General features: G+C 37.1%; 30 protein-coding genes and 1 tRNA gene. 26 read left to right on the top strand and 5 right to left on the bottom strand.

Going from position 1 to position 23,898, the window contains the following annotated elements; genetic code table 11:
- The first annotated feature begins 179 nt into the window (after positions 1 to 179).
- The 14 genes from BVF91_RS11615 to BVF91_RS11560 are packed head-to-tail and all read left to right on the top strand — an operon-like array spanning position 180 to position 9,893.
- Positions 180 to 572: a hypothetical protein gene (locus tag BVF91_RS11615; RefSeq protein WP_085113561.1), complete on the top strand. Its 393-nt coding sequence runs from the start codon at positions 180 to 182 to the stop codon at positions 570 to 572.
- Between the two features lie 56 nt (positions 573 to 628).
- The gene (locus BVF91_RS11610; RefSeq protein ID WP_085113562.1) at positions 629 to 1,018 is read left to right on the top strand and encodes a phBC6A51 family helix-turn-helix protein; all 390 of its coding nucleotides are present in this window, start codon (positions 629 to 631) and stop codon (positions 1,016 to 1,018) included.
- Positions 1,011 to 2,219, top strand: coding sequence for a PBSX family phage terminase large subunit (locus BVF91_RS11605; RefSeq protein WP_085113560.1), 1,209 nt, complete (start codon positions 1,011 to 1,013; stop codon positions 2,217 to 2,219). The genes BVF91_RS11610 and BVF91_RS11605 overlap by 8 nt, the downstream gene beginning before the upstream one ends.
- Before the next feature lie 38 nt (positions 2,220 to 2,257).
- A complete protein-coding gene (locus BVF91_RS11600; protein ID WP_085113559.1) occupies positions 2,258 to 4,267 on the top strand; it encodes a phage portal protein in 2,010 nt (669 codons plus the stop codon).
- A 9-nt stretch (positions 4,268 to 4,276) separates the two neighbouring features.
- Positions 4,277 to 5,446 carry an HK97 family phage prohead protease gene (locus BVF91_RS11595; protein ID WP_085113558.1) on the top strand — a complete coding sequence of 390 codons (1,170 nt, stop codon included), beginning with the start codon at positions 4,277 to 4,279 and terminating at the stop codon, positions 5,444 to 5,446.
- Entirely contained in the window at positions 5,446 to 6,555 is a 1,110-nt protein-coding gene (locus tag BVF91_RS11590; RefSeq protein ID WP_085113557.1) for a phage major capsid protein, read from the top strand. The genes BVF91_RS11595 and BVF91_RS11590 overlap by 1 nt, the downstream gene beginning before the upstream one ends.
- A gap of 39 nt (positions 6,556 to 6,594) precedes the next feature.
- On the top strand, positions 6,595 to 6,768 hold the full coding sequence (locus BVF91_RS13340) for a hypothetical protein (protein WP_168170212.1): 174 nt from the start codon (positions 6,595 to 6,597) through the stop codon (positions 6,766 to 6,768).
- An 11-nt stretch (positions 6,769 to 6,779) separates the two neighbouring features.
- Positions 6,780 to 7,322 (top strand): head-tail connector protein, encoded by a 543-nt coding sequence (locus BVF91_RS11585; protein ID WP_085113556.1) that lies wholly within the window; start codon positions 6,780 to 6,782, stop codon positions 7,320 to 7,322.
- Positions 7,323 to 7,772 carry a hypothetical protein gene (locus BVF91_RS11580; RefSeq protein WP_085113555.1) on the top strand — a complete coding sequence of 150 codons (450 nt, stop codon included), beginning with the start codon at positions 7,323 to 7,325 and terminating at the stop codon, positions 7,770 to 7,772.
- A gap of 3 nt (positions 7,773 to 7,775) precedes the next feature.
- Positions 7,776 to 8,198: a hypothetical protein gene (locus BVF91_RS11575; RefSeq protein ID WP_085113554.1), complete on the top strand. Its 423-nt coding sequence runs from the start codon at positions 7,776 to 7,778 to the stop codon at positions 8,196 to 8,198.
- A 5-nt stretch (positions 8,199 to 8,203) separates the two neighbouring features.
- Complete coding sequence (locus BVF91_RS13335) at positions 8,204 to 8,380, top strand: hypothetical protein (protein WP_168170211.1); 177 nt, start codon at positions 8,204 to 8,206, stop codon at positions 8,378 to 8,380.
- Positions 8,373 to 9,308 carry a phage tail tube protein gene (locus BVF91_RS11570; protein ID WP_085113553.1) on the top strand — a complete coding sequence of 312 codons (936 nt, stop codon included), beginning with the start codon at positions 8,373 to 8,375 and terminating at the stop codon, positions 9,306 to 9,308. Before BVF91_RS13335 ends, BVF91_RS11570 begins: the two co-directional genes overlap by 8 nt.
- Before the next feature lie 10 nt (positions 9,309 to 9,318).
- Complete coding sequence (locus tag BVF91_RS11565) at positions 9,319 to 9,675, top strand: hypothetical protein (protein ID WP_085113552.1); 357 nt, start codon at positions 9,319 to 9,321, stop codon at positions 9,673 to 9,675.
- A 23-nt stretch (positions 9,676 to 9,698) separates the two neighbouring features.
- Complete coding sequence (locus tag BVF91_RS11560) at positions 9,699 to 9,893, top strand: hypothetical protein (protein ID WP_085113551.1); 195 nt, start codon at positions 9,699 to 9,701, stop codon at positions 9,891 to 9,893.
- Here BVF91_RS11560 and BVF91_RS11555 read toward each other — a convergent pair.
- Positions 9,890 to 10,345, bottom strand: coding sequence for a hypothetical protein (locus BVF91_RS11555; protein ID WP_085113550.1), 456 nt, complete (start codon positions 10,343 to 10,345; stop codon positions 9,890 to 9,892). The two genes, BVF91_RS11560 and BVF91_RS11555, sit on opposite strands and share 4 nt — an antisense overlap.
- A gap of 53 nt (positions 10,346 to 10,398) precedes the next feature.
- Between BVF91_RS11555 and BVF91_RS11550 the strand changes: the two genes are divergently transcribed.
- From BVF91_RS11550 to BVF91_RS11510, 9 genes are all read left to right on the top strand, one after another.
- Positions 10,399 to 12,783, top strand: a complete 2,385-nt coding sequence (locus tag BVF91_RS11550) for a tape measure protein (RefSeq protein WP_085113549.1) — start codon at positions 10,399 to 10,401, stop codon at positions 12,781 to 12,783.
- Positions 12,783 to 13,124 carry a hypothetical protein gene (locus BVF91_RS11545; protein ID WP_085113548.1) on the top strand — a complete coding sequence of 114 codons (342 nt, stop codon included), beginning with the start codon at positions 12,783 to 12,785 and terminating at the stop codon, positions 13,122 to 13,124. Before BVF91_RS11550 ends, BVF91_RS11545 begins: the two co-directional genes overlap by 1 nt.
- Before the next feature lie 12 nt (positions 13,125 to 13,136).
- Positions 13,137 to 13,487 (top strand): hypothetical protein, encoded by a 351-nt coding sequence (locus tag BVF91_RS11540; RefSeq protein WP_085113547.1) that lies wholly within the window; start codon positions 13,137 to 13,139, stop codon positions 13,485 to 13,487.
- Positions 13,488 to 13,498: 11 nt separating this feature from the next.
- Complete coding sequence (locus tag BVF91_RS11535; protein ID WP_085113546.1) at positions 13,499 to 16,618, top strand: hypothetical protein; 3,120 nt, start codon at positions 13,499 to 13,501, stop codon at positions 16,616 to 16,618.
- 1 nt (position 16,619) lies between these two features.
- Positions 16,620 to 16,811, top strand: a complete 192-nt coding sequence (locus BVF91_RS11530; protein WP_085113545.1) for a hypothetical protein — start codon at positions 16,620 to 16,622, stop codon at positions 16,809 to 16,811.
- Between the two features lie 7 nt (positions 16,812 to 16,818).
- Positions 16,819 to 17,601 carry a hypothetical protein gene (locus BVF91_RS11525; protein ID WP_085113544.1) on the top strand — a complete coding sequence of 261 codons (783 nt, stop codon included), beginning with the start codon at positions 16,819 to 16,821 and terminating at the stop codon, positions 17,599 to 17,601.
- A gap of 69 nt (positions 17,602 to 17,670) precedes the next feature.
- Positions 17,671 to 17,862, top strand: coding sequence for a hypothetical protein (locus BVF91_RS11520; RefSeq protein ID WP_168170210.1), 192 nt, complete (start codon positions 17,671 to 17,673; stop codon positions 17,860 to 17,862).
- Between the two features lie 6 nt (positions 17,863 to 17,868).
- Positions 17,869 to 18,741 (top strand): GH25 family lysozyme, encoded by an 873-nt coding sequence (locus BVF91_RS11515; protein ID WP_085113542.1) that lies wholly within the window; start codon positions 17,869 to 17,871, stop codon positions 18,739 to 18,741.
- Between the two features lie 18 nt (positions 18,742 to 18,759).
- Complete coding sequence (locus BVF91_RS11510; protein ID WP_085113541.1) at positions 18,760 to 19,260, top strand: hypothetical protein; 501 nt, start codon at positions 18,760 to 18,762, stop codon at positions 19,258 to 19,260.
- Between the two features lie 119 nt (positions 19,261 to 19,379).
- Here the strand turns inward: BVF91_RS11510 and BVF91_RS11505 are convergent, their stop codons facing one another.
- From BVF91_RS11505 to BVF91_RS11495, 3 genes are all read right to left on the bottom strand, one after another.
- Positions 19,380 to 19,781 (bottom strand): ribbon-helix-helix domain-containing protein, encoded by a 402-nt coding sequence (locus tag BVF91_RS11505; protein WP_085113540.1) that lies wholly within the window; start codon positions 19,779 to 19,781, stop codon positions 19,380 to 19,382.
- A gap of 47 nt (positions 19,782 to 19,828) precedes the next feature.
- Positions 19,829 to 20,311: a hypothetical protein gene (locus BVF91_RS11500; RefSeq protein ID WP_085113539.1), complete on the bottom strand. Its 483-nt coding sequence runs from the start codon at positions 20,309 to 20,311 to the stop codon at positions 19,829 to 19,831.
- A gap of 100 nt (positions 20,312 to 20,411) precedes the next feature.
- Positions 20,412 to 20,648, bottom strand: coding sequence for a hypothetical protein (locus tag BVF91_RS11495; RefSeq protein WP_085113538.1), 237 nt, complete (start codon positions 20,646 to 20,648; stop codon positions 20,412 to 20,414).
- 322 nt (positions 20,649 to 20,970) lie between these two features.
- Between BVF91_RS11495 and BVF91_RS13330 the strand changes: the two genes are divergently transcribed.
- Positions 20,971 to 21,042, top strand: a tRNA-Thr gene (locus BVF91_RS13330).
- Positions 21,043 to 21,100: 58 nt separating this feature from the next.
- Here BVF91_RS13330 and BVF91_RS11490 read toward each other — a convergent pair.
- Positions 21,101 to 21,325: a tyrosine-type recombinase/integrase gene (locus tag BVF91_RS11490; RefSeq protein ID WP_085113537.1), complete on the bottom strand. Its 225-nt coding sequence runs from the start codon at positions 21,323 to 21,325 to the stop codon at positions 21,101 to 21,103.
- 408 nt (positions 21,326 to 21,733) lie between these two features.
- Between BVF91_RS11490 and BVF91_RS11485 the strand changes: the two genes are divergently transcribed.
- Positions 21,734 to 22,840 (top strand): carbohydrate kinase, encoded by a 1,107-nt coding sequence (locus BVF91_RS11485; RefSeq protein WP_085113536.1) that lies wholly within the window; start codon positions 21,734 to 21,736, stop codon positions 22,838 to 22,840.
- Positions 22,833 to 23,747 (top strand): pseudouridine-5'-phosphate glycosidase, encoded by a 915-nt coding sequence (locus BVF91_RS11480; RefSeq protein WP_085113535.1) that lies wholly within the window; start codon positions 22,833 to 22,835, stop codon positions 23,745 to 23,747. The genes BVF91_RS11485 and BVF91_RS11480 overlap by 8 nt, the downstream gene beginning before the upstream one ends.
- Positions 23,748 to 23,898 lie beyond the last annotated feature (151 nt).

Here is a 23,898-nt window from a genome sequence, read left to right as displayed (position 1 = left end):
AAAAAAAGTCTAAGACTTTTTTTAAAAAAATCTATGCTATAATGCATAATAGAATAATAGATATTTTACAAAAGAAAAAGCTCAGGTGTCCCCTTCCTGGGCTTAAATTTTTGCAGAAAAAGAAGGATTTTAGAAAGAAATGTAGAATATTATGGTAAAAGTAAAAAAAGGGGATAATTATGGACGATATAACAAAATCATATTATGAAATGTTTAGAAATTGGTGCAACAGATTTAGCTTGAGCGATGCGAGAGAAGAGAGTGTTTTACTAAAATTTTTAAGAGAATTTTTAAATGAAGATGAAATTGTTGGGTTTTATTATCAACAACAAGAATTGTTTGTATTAACAGCTAATGGTATTTTGAAATTATCAATATATAATGGCGAAACGCAAATGCATATAATTCCTCTAAATTTAATAAAAGATATAAAAATTACTAAAAAGCCTAATCAAATTTACAAGGTGCTGATTATCTATAATGATAATGATTCATTATCATTGAAATCGGATAATGAAAGTCAAAATGAAGCATTACACATATTTATTAAACATTTAATGGAAGAGCTCTAATGGGCTCTTTTTTAGTGTTTTTTTTGAAACAAATTGAAACGAAAGGAGGCGTGCTTATGAGTTTAACAAAAAAACAGTTAGAGGCAGCTAAATTAATAGCCGAGGGTAATATGACTGATGAAGAAATAGCAAAAGCATGTTCCATAGGACGTACAACATTGTATCGGTGGAAAAAGCAAGAAGAATTCAGACAAGCTATTGATAATTTTACAGCGGAAATGAAGAAAGACATTGAACGTAAGCTCATGAGTATGTCCTCCAAAGCACTGAGAGAATTAGACAAATTACTTTGTGCACGATCTGAATTAGTACGCTTGCAAGCGATAAAAGATGTGCTTGACAGACTTGATATTAAACCGGCAGACAAACAAAACATTGATTTAAAAACAGACATGGACATAGTCGTTAAATTGCCAGATGAATTAACGGCAGATAAAAATGATTAACATAGATTTAACAGCATTGCCTGATTTAACAAATGACATATATTATCCACTATACAAAGATACAAGCAGATATTTAATCTTGTATGGTGGTGCTGGTAGTGGGAAATCTGTGTTTGCAGTGCAAAAAATATTAGTCCGGTTATTGACCGAAAAACCTCATAGATTCCTCGTTGTTAGGAAAGTTGCGAAGACACTTAGATATAGTGTCTTTTCTTTATTCCAAGACATAATAAGTCAATGGAATCTAAACACAATATTTAAGATAAATAAATCAGATATGACTATTACATGCATAAATGGCAATCAAATAATTTTTGCTGGTCTTGATGATGTAGAGAAACTTAAATCTATTGCAGGTATAACAGGCATATGGATTGAGGAGGCAAGCGAGCTTGAACAAAAAGACTTTCAACAGTTGGATTTGAGATTGAGAGGCCCTACAAAAAACTACAAACAAATTATTCTCACATTCAACCCAATATCAGCCTTGCATTGGCTGAAAAAAGTATTTTTTGATTTCAAAAAAGACAATGCAAGAGTTGTAAAGTCAACTTATTTGGACAACAAATTCATTGATTCAGAATATGCAAAAGTTCTTGAGGATCTAAAAAATCAAGACGCAACATACTACAAAATCTATGCTTTGGGTGAATGGGGTGTCCTTGGAAATCTTGTCTATACAAATTATGTTGTTGAGGATATACCACTTGACGAAAACAGATACAGCTCAATTTATTATGGACTTGATTTTGGATATAATGATCCATCGGCACTCTTGAAAGTAGCATTCAAAGACAATGAAATATATATACTTGATGAGATATACGAAAGACATCTCACAAATACACAATTGATAGAGCTGTGTAAAAACAAAGTAAATAAACGATATATGATTACAGCCGATAGTGCAGAGCCAGACAGAATAGAAGAATTCAGAAAAGCAGGCTTTAGAATACAAGCCTGCACAAAAGGCAAGGACAGCATTAATTTCGGTATTGACTGGATTAAGCGGCACAAAATACACATCCACCCAAGCTGTATTAATACTATCAAAGAAATTCAGACATACAAGTATCGAGAGGACAAAGATGGCAATGTACTTGATGAACCTGTAGACATGAACAATCACGCGTGTGATGCCATGAGGTATGCCTTACAGCCATTGATGAGCAACAACGAAGTGAGAATCAGATGGATATGATACGAAATAATTCTTTCGTATAATTAGGAGGTGAGATATTGAATATATTTCAGAGGATATTCAATCGCAGTCATACAAAAGAGAAGTCAGCACCATTTAGCTACTATCCGCTTAATTGGCAGATACCACCTGACAGAAAAGAAACAGACTGGCTTAAAGCATATCAAGAAAATAACTGGGTATTTGCAGCTGTATCCAAAATAGCACAGTCAGTCGCAGCGACAGAATGGAGACTATTCACGAGAGACAGTCAAGGAACAGAGATAGACATCATAGATGGCCCGATATATCAGTTGCTACAAAAGCCAAATCCATTTATGCCGTTTCAAGAATTTATAGAGCTGTCTCAAATTTATCTTGAACTTACAGGTGAAGTCTACTGGGCATTGTCGAAGAATGGTATGGGGCAGCCGGCGGAAATGTGGCCTGTGCCATCAGATAGGATGTGGGTAGTACCAGACAAGGACAACTTCATCAAAGGATATATCTACATCTGGGGCGGTGAGAACATACCATTCGATCCAGACGAGGTCATACACATCACGTATCCGAATCCGCTCAATGTTCATAAAGGCGTAGGGCCAACACAGGCAGCAGGATTGCAGATAGACAATGACAGTTTTGCACAGCAATATGCAAGAAACTTTTTCTACAATTCGGCAGTGCCGGGTGGATATATTGCAGTGCCACACGTACTAACAGAAGATGAATTTACAGACCTAAAGGAACGTTGGAATCTAGGACATCAAGGCGTAGACAAAGCGCATAAAATCGCAGTATTGGAAGGCGGTGCAGAATACAAGCAGACAGCATTCAGCATCCGAGACTTGCAATTGACGGACGTTAGAAAACAAAACAGAGATGACATCCTTGCAACCTTTGGTGTCCATGCGTCAATTCTTGGCATATCAGAGAACGTCAATCGTGCAAATGCCGAAGCAGCAGAATACACTTTTGCAAAGAGGACGATTGAACCACGTTTAAGGAAATTAGAAGGCAAAATCAATAACGAACTCATTCCAATGTTTAAGCCAAAAACACAGATTATATTTGACTTCAATCAAGTAATACCGGAAGATGTAGACACAGTCATCAAAAAGGTACAGGTTGGCATTCAAAGTGGCATAATGACAGTAAATGAAGCAAGAAATTTATTAGGGCTTGAGGATATAGATGGTGGAGATGTGTTATACATCTCTAATCAAATTATGCCGCAACCTATAAGCGATGTGGAACCAGATACATCAGAAGGAGAGGTAGAAACAGGGCAGGAACAAGACATGACAAAATCTTTTAAGACGAAAACAAAAGGTGCAAATACAGCGTGGAGAAAATTTGTAGGTCAACAAACAAAATATGAGAAGAAATTCAAAAAAGCACTTAAACCGATATGGGAGGAAATGCAAAAAGATGTAGAAGAAAGCATCCGCAATGGTCGAGGTGCTTTTTTTGATGCACAAAAATATAAGGATAAATTCTACAAAGTGGGCTATGAGCAAATAAAGACAATCCACAATGACTTTGCAGAGCAAGCCTACAATGAGGTATTTGCCACAAAGGCAATGAAGATAAAGAAGGATTTTGACCCAAGCCTGCACCGAATAGCTGAGTGGATACAAAACAAAACCTTCAAATTTGCTCAACAGATAACGCAGGACACGGAGGAAATGCTGAGACAACAGCTTGAAGAAGCAAATGCAAACGGTGAAGATATAGACCAGATTATGAGACGTGTTGCGGAGGTATTTGATATTTCAGCGACTGGATACAGAGCAGAAAGAATTGCAAGGACAGAGACAGTACCTGCTGCAAATGCGGGAGCACTCGAAGGATACAGGCAAACAGGTCTTGTATCCAGAAAAACATGGCTGACCGCAGAAGATGAAAGAGTCCGAGAATGGCATCAAGAAGCTGATGGTCAGACAGTTGGCATTGATGAGCCATTCATAGTTGGTGGCGAAGAATTGGATTTCCCCGGAGATCCAAATGGCAGCGCAGAAAATATCATCCAGTGTAGATGCACTGTTATTCCAGTTATAGATGAGTGAGGTGAGAAAATGGAAAAACAATTCAAACAATTTACGGCAGAAAAGCAAGGCGATTTTTGGTGCATAGCAAGTGATGAAACAGTTGACCGTTCAGGTGATATTGTCAAGGCAGATGGCTGGGAACTAGACAATTTTAAAAAAAATCCGGTTTTGTTGTGGGCACATGACTATTGGACGCCTCCTGTGGGAAAAGCAAATGATATTCAAGTATCGGGGGGTAAGTTGATATTCAAACCTGAATTTGCACCAACACAATTAGGACAGGAAATAAAACAATTGTATGAAGGTGGTTATCTCAAAACATTCAGCGTAGGATTTATTCCAAAAGAATTTCAAATCAATCCGGATACAAATGGTTATATATACACGAAAAGCGAGCTTTTGGAAATATCGTGTGTTCCTGTACCAGCCAATCCTAATGCATTAGCACTATTGAGCGCAAAAGGCCTTCTAAAAGGAGGTGAGAACGTGATAATCAAAGGCGCAATTCCATATAAGCAGACGCCAAAAGCGCCAGAGGACGAGCAATGGGATGCAGGCGAAGAAGTTAAAAATGCAACGGTAGATGACTTAAAAATTATGTGCGCTTGGTATGATGACCAGAATCCAGACGTAAAACAATCGTACAAATTACCACATCACAAAGCAGATGGGCAACATGCTGTTGTATGGAATGGTGTTCGTGCTGCTATGGCTGCGTTGCTTGGTGCAAGAGGAGGTGTAGACATACCAGATGCAGATAAAGAAGCGGTATATAACCATCTTGCAAAGCACTACAAAGAATTTGATAAAGAACCGCCAGAATTCCATAAGGAGGTGGATGATATGCATGTAGATAAGGCAGGTGCTGTATTGTCGGCTGCTAATGTAGAGAAGCTGTCTAAGATAGCAAGTGCTATCGATAGCGCAGTAGATGAACTTATGCAGTTTATTCAAGACGCAACAGGTACGAAGCCAGACGACCCTGACGAAGGCGAACCTGGGATGATGCCGGGCATGATGGAAGGAGGAAAAGGAATGGATGAAACAAAAATAAGAGAAAAACTTGAGCAAGAATATAAGCAAAAACTTGAAAGCGAAATTGCAAAGATGAAAGAGGAATTTAAGACAGCATTACAGGATGCGGTTAAAGAGTATAAGGAAATATTTACAAAAACTTTAAAAGGAGATGAAAAATAATGAACATATTCGAGGAGATCAAAAAACAAGCACAGACAATGGCAGAGGAAGACGCAAAGGAAATACTTAAAGGCATAGTAAATAGAAAAATAAAGTTCCCAGAAGGAGGCGCAGATCCAGTGGATAAAAAATTCAGTTTTTTGAAAGCTATAAAAGGCGTTATATTTAACGATTGGAGAGATGCAGACTTTGAAAAGAAGGCACTCACAGAAGGCACAGGCAGTGCAGGCGGATATTTAGTGCCACCAGAATACAGTACACAGTTAATTCAAATGGTATATGCAAAAACAGTCGTAAGAAAAGCCGGCGCAACAGTAATACCAATGAACAGCAACATTCTCTATATTCCAAAGCAGAACGGAACCGCTAATGCGACATGGATAGGTGAAAATACAGCAATCAGCGACACAAATCCGACATTTACACAGGTGCAATTAACAGCGAAGAAACTTGCAGCATTGGCAATATTCTCTAATGAATTGTTACAAGACAGCAATCCGCAAGTTGAAAGTGTAGTAATGAATGACTTAGCCAACGTATTGGCAGTTGCACAGGATAATGCATTCCTGCAGGGCACAGGTACAAATAATCAGCCAAAAGGCATAATTAATCAGTCTGGAATAAACACAATATCGGCAGGTGCAAACGGAGCAGATCTCACATACGACATGATAATTGACGCAATTGCAGCTATACAAAAAGCATCTTTAGGCAACTTTAAGCCAAATGCTATAATCATGCATCCGAGCATTTATTACAAAGCGATGAAACAAAAGGATAGCATGGGCAGATACTTAATTGAGCCGATTCAGAACGCTAGCGCAGCAACAGACTTCCCAGGAACTATTATGGGAATACCAGTTTTGACAACAACAACAATACCAACAAATCTCACAACAGGCACAGCAAATAATACATCTTATGTTATCTTAGGACAATTTGATGAAGCAATCATCGGCGAAAGAGGCGGAGTTGAATTATTGGCATCTAATACAGCGGGTAACTTCTTTACCAACGATGTAATGGGTATTAGAGCAACAGTAAGGCTTGACTTTGCACTCAGATATCCTGAAGCATTCTGCGTAATCAATGGAGTTATAGCAGCATAGTAGGTTTTCCCTACTATGCTTGCTTTTTGAGGTGATGACATGAAAGCAAAAGTATTAAAACATAACGCTCTTATACATGAAGGCAGAATAGCACAAAAAGATGACATAATCGAGGTAGACAAAAAATTGGCTGTGCAATATGCAGAAATGGGACTTGTAGAAATATTGGAAGTATCGGAGGACAAGACAAAGAATAAAGCCATAGAAAAGTGAGGTGGTAGTCTATGGCGTATTTTACAAACGATGAGTTAAACACGTATCTGGGGAAAACAGTCACAGCAACAGATTATCAGAGTGTGCATGATTTTGTGAAACAACGGATTGAGAATTATTGCGGACAGGAATTTGAACAAAGCACATACACAGAAAGCCGAATGTTGGATAGCGTCATATATCTCAAACATCAACCAGTAGCAACAGTAACGCAAGTAACAGACCAAACAGGCGCAATAATAGACCCAACGACATATGACGTGTATGGCTGGGGCATTGCATTCTATCAGATGCCATATACAAGAATGATAACAATATCCTACACAGCAGGATATTCTGTTTTACCACAACCTATTAAGGAATTGGCGCTTTGGATGACGAAAAAAATATTAGTAAAGCAGGATACGCCGGAAGGCCCTGCATTAAACAGCATGACAACAAATGGTATAACAATGGTATTTCAACATGCCGACTTGTACAATGGAAGGCTAACAGGTGACGACTACTGGGATGCAGTTGCTAATCAATACAGGAAATGGCCGAAGGTGATATAAATGGATCTCGAGATTGTGGTAGAAGGTGTATTGAGTATAAAGAAAGATGTCGAGCAAATGGCACAAAATGTTGAAAAACAGTTTACAAAAGTAGGTTTGATGATAAGCGCAGAAGCAAAGAAAAGAGCACCTGTAGGCGTATCAGGATTGTTAAGAAGTAGAATTACGTATGAAGTCATTAAAAGCGGGCCATTTTCGTTGTATACAAGAGTTTATGATCCTGCAAAGACTCAAAGTGGATTTAATTATCCACTTGCGGTTGAGTATGGCACAAAGCCACACTGGTTGCCTTGGAATGGCAACGAAAATACATGGCAGCTTTGGGCAAAAAGAAAAGGCATACCAGCCGGTGCTTTGCAAAGGGCAATAGCTATGCGTGGAACAAAAGCACATCCGTTTTTGCACCCTGCTGCTGATACTGTGTTAAAATCCTTTAAATGGGAGTTGTAACTTATGAAAGAGACACGACAATTTTTAAGTAATTTATTGCAGACTAATCTGACTGGAATAAAAACATTTATGAGTGGATATCCAATTATGCCAAAAGCTGATTGGTGTCCACTTGTAATGATATATAGTGATAGCGAAACTGTTAGCTGGAAAGCAAGCGGCACATTTACGAGTACGTTGGATTTACAAATTCTTGTAGGTGTAGATGCAACACAAGAAATGAATAGTGATGATAGAGGACAGGCTAATGAGGATTTTTTGAACGATACAGCACAGCAAATCAAAGATTTGATATTTAAGAATCCACAACCATATGACAATCTTATGTTAGTTGGAATACCGCAAATTGAATATCGCAACAACCTTGACGGAATGGTTAGAATGGCACTTATAAAAGTTAGATATACGAAATATTATGCGAGGTGATAACCTTGACTAAACAGGAAGCAATTGAAAAATGTAAAGACCAGATAATGCTATATAAAGAAGTTTTTATACCGGATGTTGGTACAGTGACAGTTGATGATGTAAATGTACAACAGATAAATACAATTAATTCTGACACAGTAGTAACAGATAACACGGAAGGAAGTGAGAATAATGGCTAATTATTATGGCGGTCTTGGCTGGATAGGTTTTAAAAAAGAGACTACACCGGGAACAGCGCAGGCAACAGTATCACAATTTTTTCAAACAGATAGCTTTATCTTAAATCAAGACCATAAACCTATAGACCTCAAAACGAATTTCGGCTCGCTTGGTGATGCGCCAAGCTTGGCAGGCACAATAACACCAACCGGAAAATTATCCACATTGCTAACAGCATCTTTGCCACATCCATTTTATTGGGCACTCGGTAAGGCAACAGTGGCAGGCACGACAACATATACACACACTATAACATTAGACCCAGCAGGACAGTTGCCATCATTGACAGTCGAAGGTAACGAAGTCGCAATACAAATGAAACAATCAGGTGTATATATCAATAAACTATCGCTGGCTTGTGCAGCAGGTGATGTAGCAAAGCTGACAATGGAATGGTATGGCCTTAATCACACAGACAACGCAACATTAACAAGTACGCCTGCATATGTCACAGATTACTTAACGATGTTGAACGCAACGATTACTATTGGCGGTACAGCTATGGCAGATGTTGACAATATTCAATTAGACATAGACAATCAGCTTGAGGCACAATTCCCAATCGGTACAAGCAGGTATCCAACACAGATAGTCAGAAAAAATAAGCCAAAGATAACAGGCAAAATAACATTTATAGATTATCCGTCAACATTGTATCAAGCATTTGTAAATGCAACTACGGTAGCAATAAATATAAATTTGACTGCAAGCGGAGGCAAATCATTAACGATTGATATTCCAGCAGCAGGTTTCAGTAAAGGATTTGCACAGGAAATTAAAGACGGGCCAGTCACTGCCGATGCAGATTATACCGTATTCCAAGACCCGTCGACAAGTAACATAATAACTGTCACGGCAGTAAACAGTGTCGCTGATTTAACAGTATAGGAGGTATAGTATGAGAATAGTTAGAGATGATGATATAAGGGAATTTGTAGACGAGAATGGAGACAAATTAGTCACATTAGCAAAAGTAAGAAAAAGAGACTATGACAAAAGACAGCAAATGATAATCGACATGGCAGATGTAAATATGGCAGATCCAACTAAGCCGACAATAGATAGTCTAAAAATAGACCAGCAGGCTATAAACGAGTTCATGTTTAAGACAGTTGCTCAGAAGTTTGTAATAGCAGGACAGGAGATAACAGGAGATGCTCTTTTAGACACATATAGAAACCTTGATGTCGATAGTGGCAATTGGGTAGATAATTGTATTGCAGAAGTGTGGAATGAAGTGCCAAAAAAAAATTAGAAATTGCCCGTAGAATGTATATTATGGCAGCAAAAAGGCTGCCAATCGAAAAGTTGGCAGCCGAACATCCTGACATTGTACAAAAGATGAACGATTATTGTTTATGCAAGCAGCTACATTGCCTCCCTGAAAGTGGTGGGTTAAATGACCAGTATTATGAGGACTACCAATACTTTATGATATTTGCAAGGGCGGAAGCGGAGATTCAACCTTCTTAGCCTGAAAAGCTAGATAAATATTTAGAACGTGCTTCATTGATTTTGGCAACTATGTTAATATATAGTTTCGGTATTTGAAATATGCCGTTGGACTCTTTGTCATAGTTGATGATGAGATATTGTTCATGAGTGACGCGTTTCTTTTTAAGACCAAAAGCAAATATTCCTACAAGCAATAATCTTGTTAATGTTACATCTTTGGATATTTGTTCTTCAGTTTTAAAGGATGTAGGCTGCAATCTGTCATATGTTATGAATTCGTCATTTTCATAATTTAAAAAGTATTTAGCTGGATGTAATGCAATGCCTTTTTCATAACATATGATTTCAATGTCTTCATTGGGGCTTAATGACAAGTTTCCCCCAACATATTTACTCATAGCTGCCATAATTCTTTTGCCGTATTTTTCAGACATTTTTGTTTTTTCATCTTTGCTACCAAATAAGCTCAAAATCAACCCCTCCTTTTTTCTTTTATTATACCACGAGAGGCGGTGAAAAGTAGATGGACTCGGAAAAAATTCTCGAAATAATAATAGAAGCAAAAGACAAAGCAACAGCGACTTTGGAAAAATTGGAAAAAAGTCTTAAATCAAATCAGGATTCAATAGAAAAAGTCAGCAAAAGTGCAACAGGAATGGGCAGCGTATTTAAAAATGTTTTTGCTGCTATGGGTGGCGTGGCATTATGGGATACTATAAAAAACGGCTTTGAAAATAGTATTGGTGCAGGTATTAAATTCAATGCAACATTACAACAAAACCAAGTAGCATTTACTACAATGTTAGGAAGTGCGCAAAAAGCACATAGTCTTATGACGCAATTATTACAGATGGCAGCAAAAACACCGTTTGAAACAGAAGATTTAACTAAAGCAGCACAATTGTTAATGAGTTTTGGCATGTCAGCAAATCAAGTTATTCCAACTATAAAAATGTTAGGTGATGTGTCGCAGGGCGATAGAGAACGGTTTAATGAATTGGCACTTGCATTTGCACAGATACAAGCAAATGGCAGACTTACAGGACAGGACCTTTTACAGTTAGTAAATGCTGGATTTAACCCATTAAAAATCATATCAGAAAAAACGGGTAAATCTATGGCAGAACTTAGAGATGAGATGTCAAAAGGAAAAATTAGCGCACAAGATGTTGCGAACGCATTTAAAATAGCCACAAGCGCTGGCGGACAATTCTATAATGCAATGCAAAATCAAAGCACGACATTTAACGGCTTAATGTCGACACTACAGGACAATTTGAATATCACTTTTGGTACAATTATGAAACCAGTATTTGATTGGTTAACTAGCACAGCGTTGCCAAAAGCCATTGACCTAACAAATAAATTTTCGGATGGTTTTCAAAAAGGCGGACTAAAAGACGGTTTAGAAGCAATATTTCCGCCTTCAGCAAAAACAACAATAGACGGAATATTTAACACTGTATCAAACTTAATAAATTTTATAAAAACTAATGGTCCTGCAATTGCTTCTATATTAGGAGGAATAGTAACAGGTTTTTTAGCTTTTAGAGCTATAACTTTTATACAAAGTATACCAACTATGCTAGAAGGTTTACGGACTGCAATATTAGGCGTAAATGCAGCTATGGCTGCTAACCCGATTGGTATTGTTATTTCTCTTATAACAGCGCTTGTTGCAACTATTATTTATTTGTGGAACACAAACGAGGGGTTTAGAAATGCAATCATAACAGCATGGAATGCAATAGCAACTACAGCACAAACAGTATGGAATGGTATAGCAACTTTCTTTACAAACATATGGAATGGAATAGTGAACACTATAACAACTGTATGGCACGGCATTGTGCAAACAATAACTAATGCGTTTAACAGTATTACAAATTTCTTACAGCCTGCATTGAATTTTTATAAAACTATTTTCCAAAGCACGTGGGACATAATCAAGAATATTGTATTAGGTGCAGTGCTTATAGTGCTTGATATAATAACAGGAAATTTTGGCAAGTTAAAAACAGATATTGCTGGTATATGGAATAATATAAAAGACGATCTCGGTAACATCTGGGAAGCAATAAAAACTGTAGCATCAACTGCTTGGGAGAATTTTAAGGCAGCAGTAACAAATATATGGAACAATATAGTTCAAGGTGCTAAAGATATATGGAATGGGCTTATAAATTGGTTCAAAGAGTTACCATCTGCCCTTTATAATATAGCAACTGATATGTTTAATCGCATGAGAGAGGGTGTAATGAACACAGTAGGCAATGTAAGAACTGCTATTGTGAATGGGATAAACAATGCTATTGATTGGATAAAATCCTTGCCATCTGAAGCGATTGAATGGGGCAAAGACATGATAAATGGCTTTATAAATGGTATAAAAAGCATGATAAGTAGCATTACAAATACAGTTAAAACTGTAGCAAACACAATAAGAAGTTATTTGCATTTTAGCGCACCAGATGAAGGGCCTTTAGCTGATTATGAAAGTTGGATGCCTGATTTTATGAGTGGATTAGCAAAAGGTATTGAACAAAACAAATATCAAGTGCAAAAAGCAGTTCAAGGCCTTGCAACAGATATGAATTTAAGCATTAATACACCATTAATGACAGCAACAACACCTACCATAAGTCCAAATGTTGGTAATAGTGGAATTACTAGCAATACAAATTTGCAACAAACTATACACGATGCAACGTATCAAGCGACATATCAGGCATTGATTGATGTTATGAAAGTAAAATCAGTATCGACAAATAATGATAACAACAAAGAAATGACAATACGCATTGATACTGCATCCAGCAATATGCTAGCAAGAATACTATTGCCTGCGATAATCAGAGAAGGGCAGAGACAGGGCCTTAATCTTATATTTCAAGGGGTGACTAACTAATGCAAATAGCAGGCGTAACAGTAGCAACACCCAATGCTGTAAATGTTGGCTCAACTGATATAACAAAAACAAGTAGAGCAGCAAGCGGTAAGATGCAGATTGAACTAATTGCAACAAAGAAAAAAGTCAAAGTATCATGGGTTAATTTAAGCGATACTGATTTTCAAACAATCATGAACACAATAGCGGCTAATAAGCCGTTTTTTAGTTTGACATATCCGGATGCGGGACAAGATAATACAATAACATGCTTTGTGGACGGAGACCCAAGCGCAGATTTAGTGTCAATGATAAATGGAGTAAAATTATGGAATTTAACGATTAATTTCACAGAGCAATAAGGAGGCGATAACATGGCAACAACAAGAGTGAGTTTGGCGAGACAACAATTAAGTGATACAGGTCTTACAGCTGCATATTCGCCAGCTACAACAGACGGACATGCAGTAGAAAACAACGGCAAAGTGATATTACACGTTAAAAATGATTCAGATACAGACGTTAATGTGACTATAAGAAGTGGATATGCAGTAAATGGCCTTAAGCTTGCAGATAGAATTGTAACAGTTGCAGCTCATACGGCAGTATTTATAGGGCCTTTGGATACAAGCATATATAACCAGACTGACGGACTTGCAGGTCAGGTGGCGATAGATTATAGCGCAGTAGATGGAGTTACAATAGCAGCATTATTGATGCCATAGGAAGTGATGATATGTACGCAGTAACACAAGATTTTCTAAACCAGATGAAAGCAAACAAGCGACAAGTCAGTGCAAAATGCCAAATAGATTATACAAATCCTTTCATGGATCAATCAATCAATATTACAACAAGTGAAAATGCCAATGTGTCATATCCATCTCAGGCAGCCGATTCGATAGTATCAGTTCCTCACAAATGGGCTTCTTTGGACGGTTCTTGGGCGTTAAACGGTTCATATTATTTAGCACCAACACAAGACTTGTTAAGCCAGTACCAATTTGGTTGGTGGGGAAGTCAAATGTCTGGTGCGGATGGCAGTTTTGTAAGCCCATATCCGACATTAACCGTCACACACTTTGCACGCCCTATACACACATTGACAGTTGTCGGCGATAGTGCACGTGGCGAGTATCCAACAGACTTTACGATAGACCTTTATGCCAGCGACGGAACAAAGCTATATACAAAGTCCGTAACAGGTAACAATCAGGTAAATTGGTCGTATGCTTTGCCTTCACCTGTTTTGGATGTGACAAAGCAGGTGCTGACAATAACTAAATGGAACATACCTAACAGGCAGGTAAAGATAACAGAATTTTTTACAAGTATTCAGGAAACTTATTACAACGACGACATTGTAAAGATTGATTTACTTGAGGAAAGGGAAGCGTCACAGGGCAGTTTGCCTGTTGGGAATATATCGGCAAACGAAGTTACTTTAACACTTGTAAATAAAGACAAGAAGTTTAATGTTGATAATACACAAAGTCCACTAAACAATTTGCTAAAGCCAAACAGAAAAATAAAGTTGTGGCTTGGGTTTAAAAGTGATGGAGAAGGGAATAACATCGCAGAAACAGAAGCTACACAGGCCGATTTTACTACTGGTACATTGACGAATGTTGTTTCTACTACAAGTGGGTTGCAGCTAGCCAAAACCGGAGCAGACTACTCCAAGACCGAAACAACTCAAGCCGACTTCCAGGCTGGTACATTGACTAACGTTGTAGCGACAAGTGCGGGAGATTTAGAGTTAATTTTACCAGATAACAATATAATTTCTCCCCGAAATAGTATATTTTCTAATGCAAATATAGGAGATTGGACGACATTTTTTTATTATGGTTCAAGTGTAAGTGCTGTATATGACAATATTGATACTTGGAATGGATACCCTTCAGTTAAAATAACAAAAAGTGGTAATGGTGATAGTGGAATTACACTTTATATTACAGGTCTTACCGCTAATACAGATTATATAGCTTATATGATGGTTAATATCCCTATTTCAGGTACAACAGATGGAAATGGAATTATTTTTATAGTAAATGGAGCAAACAATGCTGGAATAGCCGCTACACATTTATATACTGCAACAAATGGTTGGAAATTAGTAAAATTAAACTTTAATTCAGGAACTGAAACATCAATAAATTTTAGAATAACAACTGGTGATATACCAACAGTTTATGTTACAAATATTCACTTGGTTGCAAATCAAAGTATTTCTGGTTCTCGCCTCTCCCCCGTCTATGACATCAGTTCTGTCGGCACAGCGGCAAACAGCACTATCTCTTGGAATGCCACTATGCCAGCCAATACTAGCCTGACCGTCGAAACCAACCTTTCCCTCGATGGGGGTGCGACGTGGCAGGGCTGGCAGGTATGCACAAACGGTGGAGCGATACCAGGAATAACAAAAGGCACTAATCTTAGTAATGCCCGACTTCAAGTAAGGGAAACACTTAGTACGGCGGATACAACAATAACGCCTGCTCTTAATGATTTAACAGTATCTATAACAAGTGCTTATAGCACTATGGGTAATAGAGTTTCTAACATTATTGATTTGTCACCTGTAAATATTACTACTGGAAGTAGTATTTCTTGGAATGCTAATATACCTATAGATACTAACATTATGATAGAAACTTCGCTTGATGGGGGCACGACATGGCAACAATGTATAAACGGGGGCAAGATACCACAAATCAGTTACGGAGATAATTTGGCAGATAAATCTTTGATGATACGAGAAACGCTAACAACAACAGATATAACAGTAACACCAACCTTACAAAGCTTGACAGTCCAAGTCAACCATGAGGAATGGGTGCCATTAGGAACATTCTGGTCTTTAGATTGGGATAGCCCAGACGATGTATTGGAGGCAACTATAACAGCACGTGACAGGCTTGAATTGCTTCGCAAAGGAACATATCAATCCAGTACAGTACAAACAAATGTAAGTCTTTATACGCTTGCACAACAGGTATTGCAGGACGCAGGATTGGATAGTACAGAATACAACATAGATACAGCCTTGCAATCTATTGTAGTGCCTTACGCTTGGTTCAATTCGACAACACATAGAGAGGCATTGAGAATTATTGCAGAGGCAGCATTGGCAGTTGTGTATGCGGACCGTGATGGAATAATACAGATTAAAAGTTTTAACAGTGTTGGAACAGATATACTTGAAATTACAGATGATGACTATTTCTTGCCTTTGAGAAATCCGTCACAACAAAGTCAGGTATCAAACAAAATAATTGTCAATACCAATCCACTTGCACCGCAGGCGACGCAGGAAGTATATCGCAGTAATAGCCCAATTACAGTGCCAGCGAATGGTTCTACGACTATAACAGCGTTTTACAATCAGACGCCGGTTATAAACGCAACAGCAAGCATTGACGGTTCGCCGAGTGGGATAAGTATTGTATCGGCTACGTATTACGGCTGGGGTGCAACTGTAAAGATACAAAACACGAATAGTACAAGTACGAGCGTAACACTTGTAATAAACGGGCAGCCTCTGACGGTGCAAAACAAAGAGCAGTATATAGCGCAAGACGACACAAGTATAACCGAAAATGGCGAACTGAGATATGAGTATCCTGACAATCCGCTAATACAGACATTAAGCCAAGCACAGCAGATAGCAGAAACACTGCTTGCAAGTGTCAAGGACGCAAGGCGTGATATACAAATGGATTGGAGAGGAAATCCTGCATTGTTGCTTGGCGATAAAGTAACTGTAAAAGGCAATGACTACTACGTGATTAGGCAGGAAATAAGCTGGCAAGGATATTTAGAAGCTAATTTGACAGGAAGGAAGGTGGAATGATATGGCATGGCAGACGCCCAAAACGGATTGGAATATTGAGACACCGCCAACCTACAATGATTTTAATCGTATTGAACAGAACGAAGTAGAACTAAAGAAGGCTGCCACGATTGACATAGCCGACAGCGGAGGGTATTTGACAATGACAAATGTTGAAGATGCACTTGCAGAAATATACACAAAATCGAGGTGATGAATAGATGGCGTATGTAACACCTAAAACAAATTGGCAGGCAAGTGATGTTGTGCAACCTGCCGATATGAACAGGATTGAACAGAACACGGTTGAATTGAAGAAAGCTGCAACAATAGATGTAGCAGATGCGAATGGGTATTTTACGACAACGCCAAAAACTGTAGAAAGTGCATTGCAAGAATTGGGCAGTGCAGTTACGACAGGTAAAAATACTATCGCAAGTGCAATAACATCTATGGGGCAAAGTGCATCGGGAACAGACACTTTTGCAACGCTTGCGTCAAAAATACAAGCAATATCGACAGATGCCAATGCTGGTGTTGGAGACGTCTTGAGTGGTAAGACATTTTACCAAGGCGGGTCAAAAAAGACTGGTGCAATGGCTAATAATGGTGCAGTAATAATCACGCCATCAACGCAAAATCAAGCTATCCCAGCTGGCTATCACAATGGCAGTGGATATGTAAAAGGTGATGCAAATTTAGTGGCGGCAAATATTGTTGCAGGAAGAAGTATTTTTGGCGTTAGTGGGCCTACTGCACAATCGTATAGTAGCGCTTTCACAATGGCATCTAGTGTAACACAAAATATAGGTTTTAAACCTCGATTTATTGTTTTTCAGTATCAAGGCTCTATGACACTATACAATTCTGAGAATCCTTCTGAAAATGTTACAGGCATTTATCTTGGCATATTGGACCCAAGCAGGATTACGCTTACGAATACAGGTTTTACTTTAACCTCTGGTTCGGTAGGTCAGATTATAACTTATATTGCTTTCACTTAGATTTTTATATAGTTTTTATGTAGATAGAAAGGATGTATGCCTATGGAACTTGAAGAGAAGGTGAACAACATGGAAATACAAATTGCAAAGCATAGCGAAAGAATTAGCAAGCTTGAAGAATGGCAGGCGAAACAGAATGGCAGTCTACAGCGTTTAGAGCAAAAAGTTGACGGCATATATACATGGCTGATAGGTTTAATGGGAGGCGTGATAGCCTCTTTAATTATGCTTATAGTAGACTTTGCCGTAACAAGGAAGTGAAAAACGGTGAAAATAATAGACATCTCTAATCATAACCCGGTTCAAGACGCAACTAAAGTAAAAAATGCAGGCTATGCAGGCGTAATATGCAAGGCAACGGAGGGAAAGACATATATAGACCCGACGTTTCAAACAAATGTTGCAAAACTATCACAGGCTGGTATGCTGTTTGGAACATATCATTTTGCAAGGCCCGACAACAATCAACCTGAAGATGAGGCAACGAATTATTATAGGCAAATAGCTTCTATAAGCACAAAATTGCCTCCAATCTTGGATATTGAAGTAAATTGTAATTTAGGCAAAGATGCTCTAACTAACTGGATATTGCGATTTATTGCAGCTATGAAAAAACTTACAGGGAAAGACTGCATTATTTACACATATACAAGCTATCTAAATTCAAAGCTAGACTACAGCAAATTGCAGAATTATAACTTTTGGATTGCAGATTATGGTAGCAAAGAGCCTACAATTCCGCACATTATGTGGCAATACACAGACAAGGAGAACGTGCCGGGCATTGGCATATGCGATTGTTCTATTGCCAATGATGATTTATCAATACGGAAAGGAGGCGAAAGTGTGGATTGGATAAAACAATTGCAGCAAGAGCTGAACCAAGTATTAGGACTTAATCTTGCAGTAGATGGCATAATTGGTCCTGCTACAACAAGCGCTATAAAGCTATTCCAGACAAAGGCAGGGCTTACAGCCGATGGGGTATATGGTCCAGCGACAGCAGATGCACTTGCAAAAGCATTGCAAAACTTGAATAAGCTTGCACAAAATACACAAACTGCACCACAGATAAAAAAGACGCTTTTAAAAACGCTCACAATAAAGATCTATTCAGATGGAACTTACGAAATAAATTAAAAAAGGAGAGGATAAATTATGTTAGAAGGAAATACATTAGCAGTTTTAACATTAGTAATAGGACTTGTTATAGGAGTTGTAGCTACAGTTGGAGTAGTTATACCGCTCTTGAAAAAGAAAGGCATAGATATTGAAAAATATTTGAACGAAGCTAATGACACAGTAGTCAAAGTGGATCAGGTTTTCGATACAATCAAGCCTTTTTTGCCACAAGTGCCAGCTTTAGGTATCATAGACAAAGTTCTCGAATACACAAAACTCGGTGTAGACAAAGCAGAACAACTCTATCATATCGGACAAATTCAGGCAGACCAAAGAAAAGCAGAAGCAAAAAGTTTTATATTAGACGCTCTTAAACTTGCAAAGATAGACGTTACGCCGGAGCTTGACAAGGTTATTGATGGTGCAATTGAGGCGTCTGTTATGGCTTTAGGACATACACAGCAGACAGCACAGGCACAAGTAGCGGCGACAACAGACACGCAAACACCTGCTGCACAGACAACTACCCAACAATAATCAAGGCCCTTCGGGGCCTATTTTTTTGTGCGTAAAGGCATATAAATATATTCAGATGCACAAAATCCTTCGTTGTAGGCTAAAATCAAACGATTACATTAATATAAAAATAAAAGAGGTTATGAAAACCTCTTTTGCACTTCTTCCAAAATAACATCAGTTGGCGGATATATACCGCTAATACTTATGCTACCGCCAGCTACAATAACGGCATCTGTTGCTAGTTTTGACCCGTTTGGAATTTCCTTCGTGATGTCTTTCCCTTTATATCGTATTGTAGCTTTGAAGTCCATCACGTTTACGTATAATTCTGGAAGTCCTTGCTGGTTTATCGCAACCCATTGTGCTACAGTATATAGCGGTTTGGGCTGGATTAAATGTTTGTTTTCTTCTATATATTGTTTCACGAAGACCCGTATAATTCTGGATACATTATCGCCTTTTATCTCGCATATTTTCTTCAGATTTTCGTATTCGCTCTCTGACAATCGAACACGAATTGCTTTTTCTAATTCTGCCATAATTATGCCTCCAAAAATTTTTTATTAAAGGCGTATCGGCTACGCCTTTATTCCTCTTCTTTAGTCCATGTAGCTGTAAATATTTGCCCGTTTATAACCCAAACCATTTTTCCACCCCATTGACCTGCAACATTTACCTCATCAAGGTCAATACCGGCATCTGCAAAAGCATCTATGATGTTTTGTGGGGTATCATCTTCTTCGCATGAAAGAGATAAAATTTGATTAAAGTTATTTATTATCCGTGGCAATCCGTATTCTTTAATTGTACGAATAATATCGTATTTATAAGTTTCGTATATATCTACATTGTTTTTTAAATTGTATTCTCCAGCAAGTTCGAAAATTAATCTCTCTACATCAGGAATATTTTGGTTGACTTCTAAGATGTCCTCGTCATCCATAAACTCGCTTGCTACATTTATCACAAGCCCTTGATTTTCTAATTCTTCCTTAAAAACCTCATAAGCCGTTATCTGTCCATCGCTCCATATGTCATTTGAAAATTTTACTTCTACATATTTACTCATTTAAAATCACCTTTCTTTAATTTATTTTTCCTGCTAAGCAGGTTGAGCGTAAGTGGCGTTTCCGCCACAGCCGGCATTCTCGGCTTTGTACCTAGCCCTGCTATTCTTCTACTGTATATGTTACTCTATAGTCTGCACCATTGCTCATAATATGGTATTCTTTATTTAATTCATAACTTCTTGACTTTGTAAGTACTACTGTGTTTTTCTTAACGTCTACGTATGCATTTTTCATATCTTTAAGATAATATCTAATGTTTTTCCAATTGTTTAATTCGTGTTCTTCTCTAATCTCTCTACCATCTTTTGTATATTTTATGTTTTCTATTAATTTCATTTTTCATACTCCCTTTCTTTTTTTATTTCCTCCTGACAATTACATTGTACCACATTGTTGTACAATGTCAATACCTTTTTATAATTTTTTTAAAAAAAATAAATCTCCACAAATGCCTATTTCAAGCCATTTTAAGATACAATATTAAAGTTCTAATTTTCTGACTATTTTAGGCATAAAAAAAAAGAAGGCTCAGGGCCTTGAATCATTTTTACACTTCTATTATAGCATAAAACTTGTTGACAGTTTGTTGACACTGTTGACACAAAATATATAATTCTATGAACTGTATAAAAATAAAAATAGGCTATAAAGCCTATTTAGAGCCATTTTTTATTTTAAAAGCTGACTTGTAATCAGCAGGTTGAAGGTTCGATTCCTTTCGCCAGCTCTCATTTTAAGAGGATTTCAGGGTATCGAGATTTGATCGATACCCTTTTTTGTATGCGAAATTAAAATAACATTTTTTCAAGTTTATCTGTTGCCTGTTTCTGCATGTCTGGTAGTACATGAGAATAGGTATCAAGCGTTAATGTAATGCTAGCATGACCTAATCTTTCACTAACTACTTTTGGATTTTCACCTATTGCTAATAATAGGGTAGCACATGTATGCCTTAAGTCATATAATCTTATATCGGACAAATTTTCTTTTTTGAGAAGTTCCTTTATAAGCATAAGCTTCTAAAAACTTTTTGGCTTTCTCTGGTGTTAATATTCCCATTTATTTCCGTACTATATTGAATAGAAATCACACAGGCATTAGGAAATTGAACGCCTCTAATATTCTTGTACAAGTTGGTTTAAATATCTGAAATGGTATACACTTATTGTAATAAGGCTAAACACTTAAATAATTTTAGTTCATCTATCTGACTTACAACTTATATAAAATTATCTAAATAAAAGGTGGTAAGAAAATCTAACTTAGATTTTAAAAAATTATCTTGACAGATGGAGGCATTATAGACAACTGTATTAATGATTGAAGTAAATTGTTTTTATTGACATGTTATAAGTATAGTGCTATAATATGCTTGCAAATGTTTAGTAAACAAACAAATGTTGTATAAGGAGGTGGTGAAAATGCCACTAACTAAAAGAGAAAAGGAAATATATGAGCACATTAAATCAAATCCAATGGTATCACAGGAAGAACTTGCAAATACGGTTGGTATTAGCCGCTCAGCTGTCGCGGGTCATATTGCCAATTTGATTAAAAAAGGCTATATAAACGGAAGAGGATATGTAGTAAACGACAAAAAGGGCGTAACTGTAATAGGTGGAGCTAACATTGATATAAAAGGTATGACATTTGATACTCTAAAAAAGCATACTTCAAATCCTGGCCATGTCGAAATTACTCTTGGTGGAGTTGGAAGAAATATAGCCAATAACCTTGCATTACTAGATGTTCCTGTGACTTTTTTGAGTATAGTAGGAAGTGACGATGAAGGTAAAAGAATTATAACAGAGACACGAAAAACGGGTGTTAATTGCGAACATATTGCTATCTCTAATGCAAAACACACCGGAATATATTTAGCAATTATCGATAATACAGGGGACATGGATATTGCATTATCAGGGATGGAAATTTTAGAAGAGTTGAATATTAAATATCTTGAAAAAAAAATAGATATTATTAATAACAGCAGAATTGTAGTCATAGATGCAAATATTCCTGAAGCATCTATTGAATATATTGTTGATGCATGTGCAAGAAAGAATATACCTGTACTTGCTGAACCAGTTTCTATTGATAAATCAAAAAAATTGAAAAAAGTACTGGGCAATATAGATTATATTACACCAAATAGAGATGAATTAGGGTCACTGTTGGAAACCGAGATAATTAACGATGATGACATGATAAAAGCGACAAAGGAAATAAGAAAATTGGGTACAAAAAATGTTATTGTGACACTTGGTGAAAGAGGTGTTTATATAAGCTCAGATGATTATGAAGGATATCTAGATTCATATAAGGTCAATGTCATTGATGCGACTGGCGCAGGTGACGCATTAACAGCTGGTTTCATCTATGGTATTATTAATGATATGTCTATAGAAGACTCTGCAAGATATGGAATAGCTGCTGCAACATTCACATTATCATCATCTGAAACTGTAAATCCATTTCTTAATAAAAAAATTTTAGATAAAATTGTAAAGGAGAATGAATATGTATAAATATTTAGAAATAAGTGAAGAAGTTAAAAGTGCGATTGATAAAGGACTTCCAGTAGTTGCTCTTGAATCAACCATTATTTCACATGGAATGCCATATCCAGAAAATATAAAAACAGCAAATATGCTGGAGGATATAATCAGGGATAATGGTGCTGTTCCGGCAACGATAGCCATAATTAATGGTAAAATAAAGATTGGAATAAATAAAGAAGAATTAGAATTTTTGGCAACATCAAAGGACATTTTAAAAGCTAGTAGAAGAGATATTCCATCAATAATAGCAAAAGGTTTAAGCGCTGCTACAACTGTTTCTGCAACAATGATTTGTGCTAACTTGGCTGGAATAAAGATATTTGTAACTGGAGGAATTGGTGGAGTGCATAGAGGCGCTGAACATACTTTTGATATTTCCGCAGATTTACAAGAGCTTGCAAAAACAAACGTAGCTGTGATATGTGCTGGTGCAAAAGCTATACTTGACTTGCCATTAACGCTTGAATATCTTGAAACACATGGTGTCCCTGTTTTAGGATTCAAAACAGATGAACTGCCAGCTTTTTATACTAAAAATAGTGGTCTTAAAGTTGATTATATGATAAATGATGAAATCGAAGCAGCTAAAATTATAAAGGCTAAGTGGGATCTTGGATTGAAAGGTGGATTAATCATCGCAAATCCTATACCTGAAGAGTATTCAATGAATAGAGAATATATTGAAAAAGCAATATATAAAGCTTTGGAAGAAGCAGATGCAAACAATATTAAAGGTAAGGAATTAACACCATTTCTTTTGGAGAAAATCAAGGATATAACATCTGGCGATAGCTTAAAAGCAAATATTGAACTAGTAAAGAATAATGCCATAGTAGGTGCAAAAATTGCAGTAGAACTAAATAAATTAAACTAATATTAAGAAACTTAGCTAATTGTTTTTGCAGGCAGTAAAAAAATATGTAGAAACAGGTACTTAGTGTAAAGTCTTTTTAAGTAAAAAAGCAGGAAAATAGCGATAAAATGCAGAAACAAGACTGTTGGAACAATATCATCACTTGTTATTT

The organism is Thermoanaerobacterium sp. PSU-2 (assembly GCF_002102475.1).
Classification (GTDB): Bacteria; Bacillota; Thermoanaerobacteria; order Thermoanaerobacterales; family Thermoanaerobacteraceae; genus Thermoanaerobacterium.
The sequence above is the reverse complement of the archived record's forward strand: the minus strand, read 5'-3'. Positions and strand labels throughout refer to the sequence as shown.

Excerpts from the sequence above, each read along its gene's own strand:
- BVF91_RS11615 (WP_085113561.1), top strand. The coding sequence starts at position 180 with ATGGACGATATAACAAAATCATATTATGAAATGTTTAGAAATTGGTGC.
- BVF91_RS11610 (WP_085113562.1), top strand. The coding sequence starts at position 629 with ATGAGTTTAACAAAAAAACAGTTAGAGGCAGCTAAATTAATAGCCGAG.
- BVF91_RS11605 (WP_085113560.1), top strand. The coding sequence starts at position 1,011 with ATGATTAACATAGATTTAACAGCATTGCCTGATTTAACAAATGACATA.
- BVF91_RS11595 (WP_085113558.1), top strand. The coding sequence starts at position 4,277 with ATGGAAAAACAATTCAAACAATTTACGGCAGAAAAGCAAGGCGATTTT.
- BVF91_RS11590 (WP_085113557.1), top strand. The coding sequence starts at position 5,446 with ATGAACATATTCGAGGAGATCAAAAAACAAGCACAGACAATGGCAGAG.
- BVF91_RS13340 (WP_168170212.1), top strand. The coding sequence starts at position 6,595 with ATGAAAGCAAAAGTATTAAAACATAACGCTCTTATACATGAAGGCAGA.
- BVF91_RS11585 (WP_085113556.1), top strand. The coding sequence starts at position 6,780 with ATGGCGTATTTTACAAACGATGAGTTAAACACGTATCTGGGGAAAACA.
- BVF91_RS11580 (WP_085113555.1), top strand. The coding sequence starts at position 7,323 with ATGGATCTCGAGATTGTGGTAGAAGGTGTATTGAGTATAAAGAAAGAT.
- BVF91_RS11575 (WP_085113554.1), top strand. The coding sequence starts at position 7,776 with ATGAAAGAGACACGACAATTTTTAAGTAATTTATTGCAGACTAATCTG.
- BVF91_RS11570 (WP_085113553.1), top strand. The coding sequence starts at position 8,373 with ATGGCTAATTATTATGGCGGTCTTGGCTGGATAGGTTTTAAAAAAGAG.
- BVF91_RS11565 (WP_085113552.1), top strand. The coding sequence starts at position 9,319 with ATGAGAATAGTTAGAGATGATGATATAAGGGAATTTGTAGACGAGAAT.
- BVF91_RS11560 (WP_085113551.1), top strand. The coding sequence starts at position 9,699 with ATGGCAGCAAAAAGGCTGCCAATCGAAAAGTTGGCAGCCGAACATCCT.
- BVF91_RS11550 (WP_085113549.1), top strand. The coding sequence starts at position 10,399 with ATGGACTCGGAAAAAATTCTCGAAATAATAATAGAAGCAAAAGACAAA.
- BVF91_RS11545 (WP_085113548.1), top strand. The coding sequence starts at position 12,783 with ATGCAAATAGCAGGCGTAACAGTAGCAACACCCAATGCTGTAAATGTT.
- BVF91_RS11540 (WP_085113547.1), top strand. The coding sequence starts at position 13,137 with ATGGCAACAACAAGAGTGAGTTTGGCGAGACAACAATTAAGTGATACA.
- BVF91_RS11535 (WP_085113546.1), top strand. The coding sequence starts at position 13,499 with ATGTACGCAGTAACACAAGATTTTCTAAACCAGATGAAAGCAAACAAG.
- BVF91_RS11530 (WP_085113545.1), top strand. The coding sequence starts at position 16,620 with ATGGCATGGCAGACGCCCAAAACGGATTGGAATATTGAGACACCGCCA.
- BVF91_RS11525 (WP_085113544.1), top strand. The coding sequence starts at position 16,819 with ATGGCGTATGTAACACCTAAAACAAATTGGCAGGCAAGTGATGTTGTG.
- BVF91_RS11520 (WP_168170210.1), top strand. The coding sequence starts at position 17,671 with ATGGAAATACAAATTGCAAAGCATAGCGAAAGAATTAGCAAGCTTGAA.
- BVF91_RS11510 (WP_085113541.1), top strand. The coding sequence starts at position 18,760 with ATGTTAGAAGGAAATACATTAGCAGTTTTAACATTAGTAATAGGACTT.
- BVF91_RS11505 (WP_085113540.1), bottom strand. The coding sequence starts at position 19,781 with ATGGCAGAATTAGAAAAAGCAATTCGTGTTCGATTGTCAGAGAGCGAA.
- BVF91_RS11500 (WP_085113539.1), bottom strand. The coding sequence starts at position 20,311 with ATGAGTAAATATGTAGAAGTAAAATTTTCAAATGACATATGGAGCGAT.
- BVF91_RS11495 (WP_085113538.1), bottom strand. The coding sequence starts at position 20,648 with ATGAAATTAATAGAAAACATAAAATATACAAAAGATGGTAGAGAGATT.
- BVF91_RS11490 (WP_085113537.1), bottom strand. The coding sequence starts at position 21,325 with ATGCTTATAAAGGAACTTCTCAAAAAAGAAAATTTGTCCGATATAAGA.
- BVF91_RS11485 (WP_085113536.1), top strand. The coding sequence starts at position 21,734 with ATGCCACTAACTAAAAGAGAAAAGGAAATATATGAGCACATTAAATCA.
- BVF91_RS11480 (WP_085113535.1), top strand. The coding sequence starts at position 22,833 with ATGTATAAATATTTAGAAATAAGTGAAGAAGTTAAAAGTGCGATTGAT.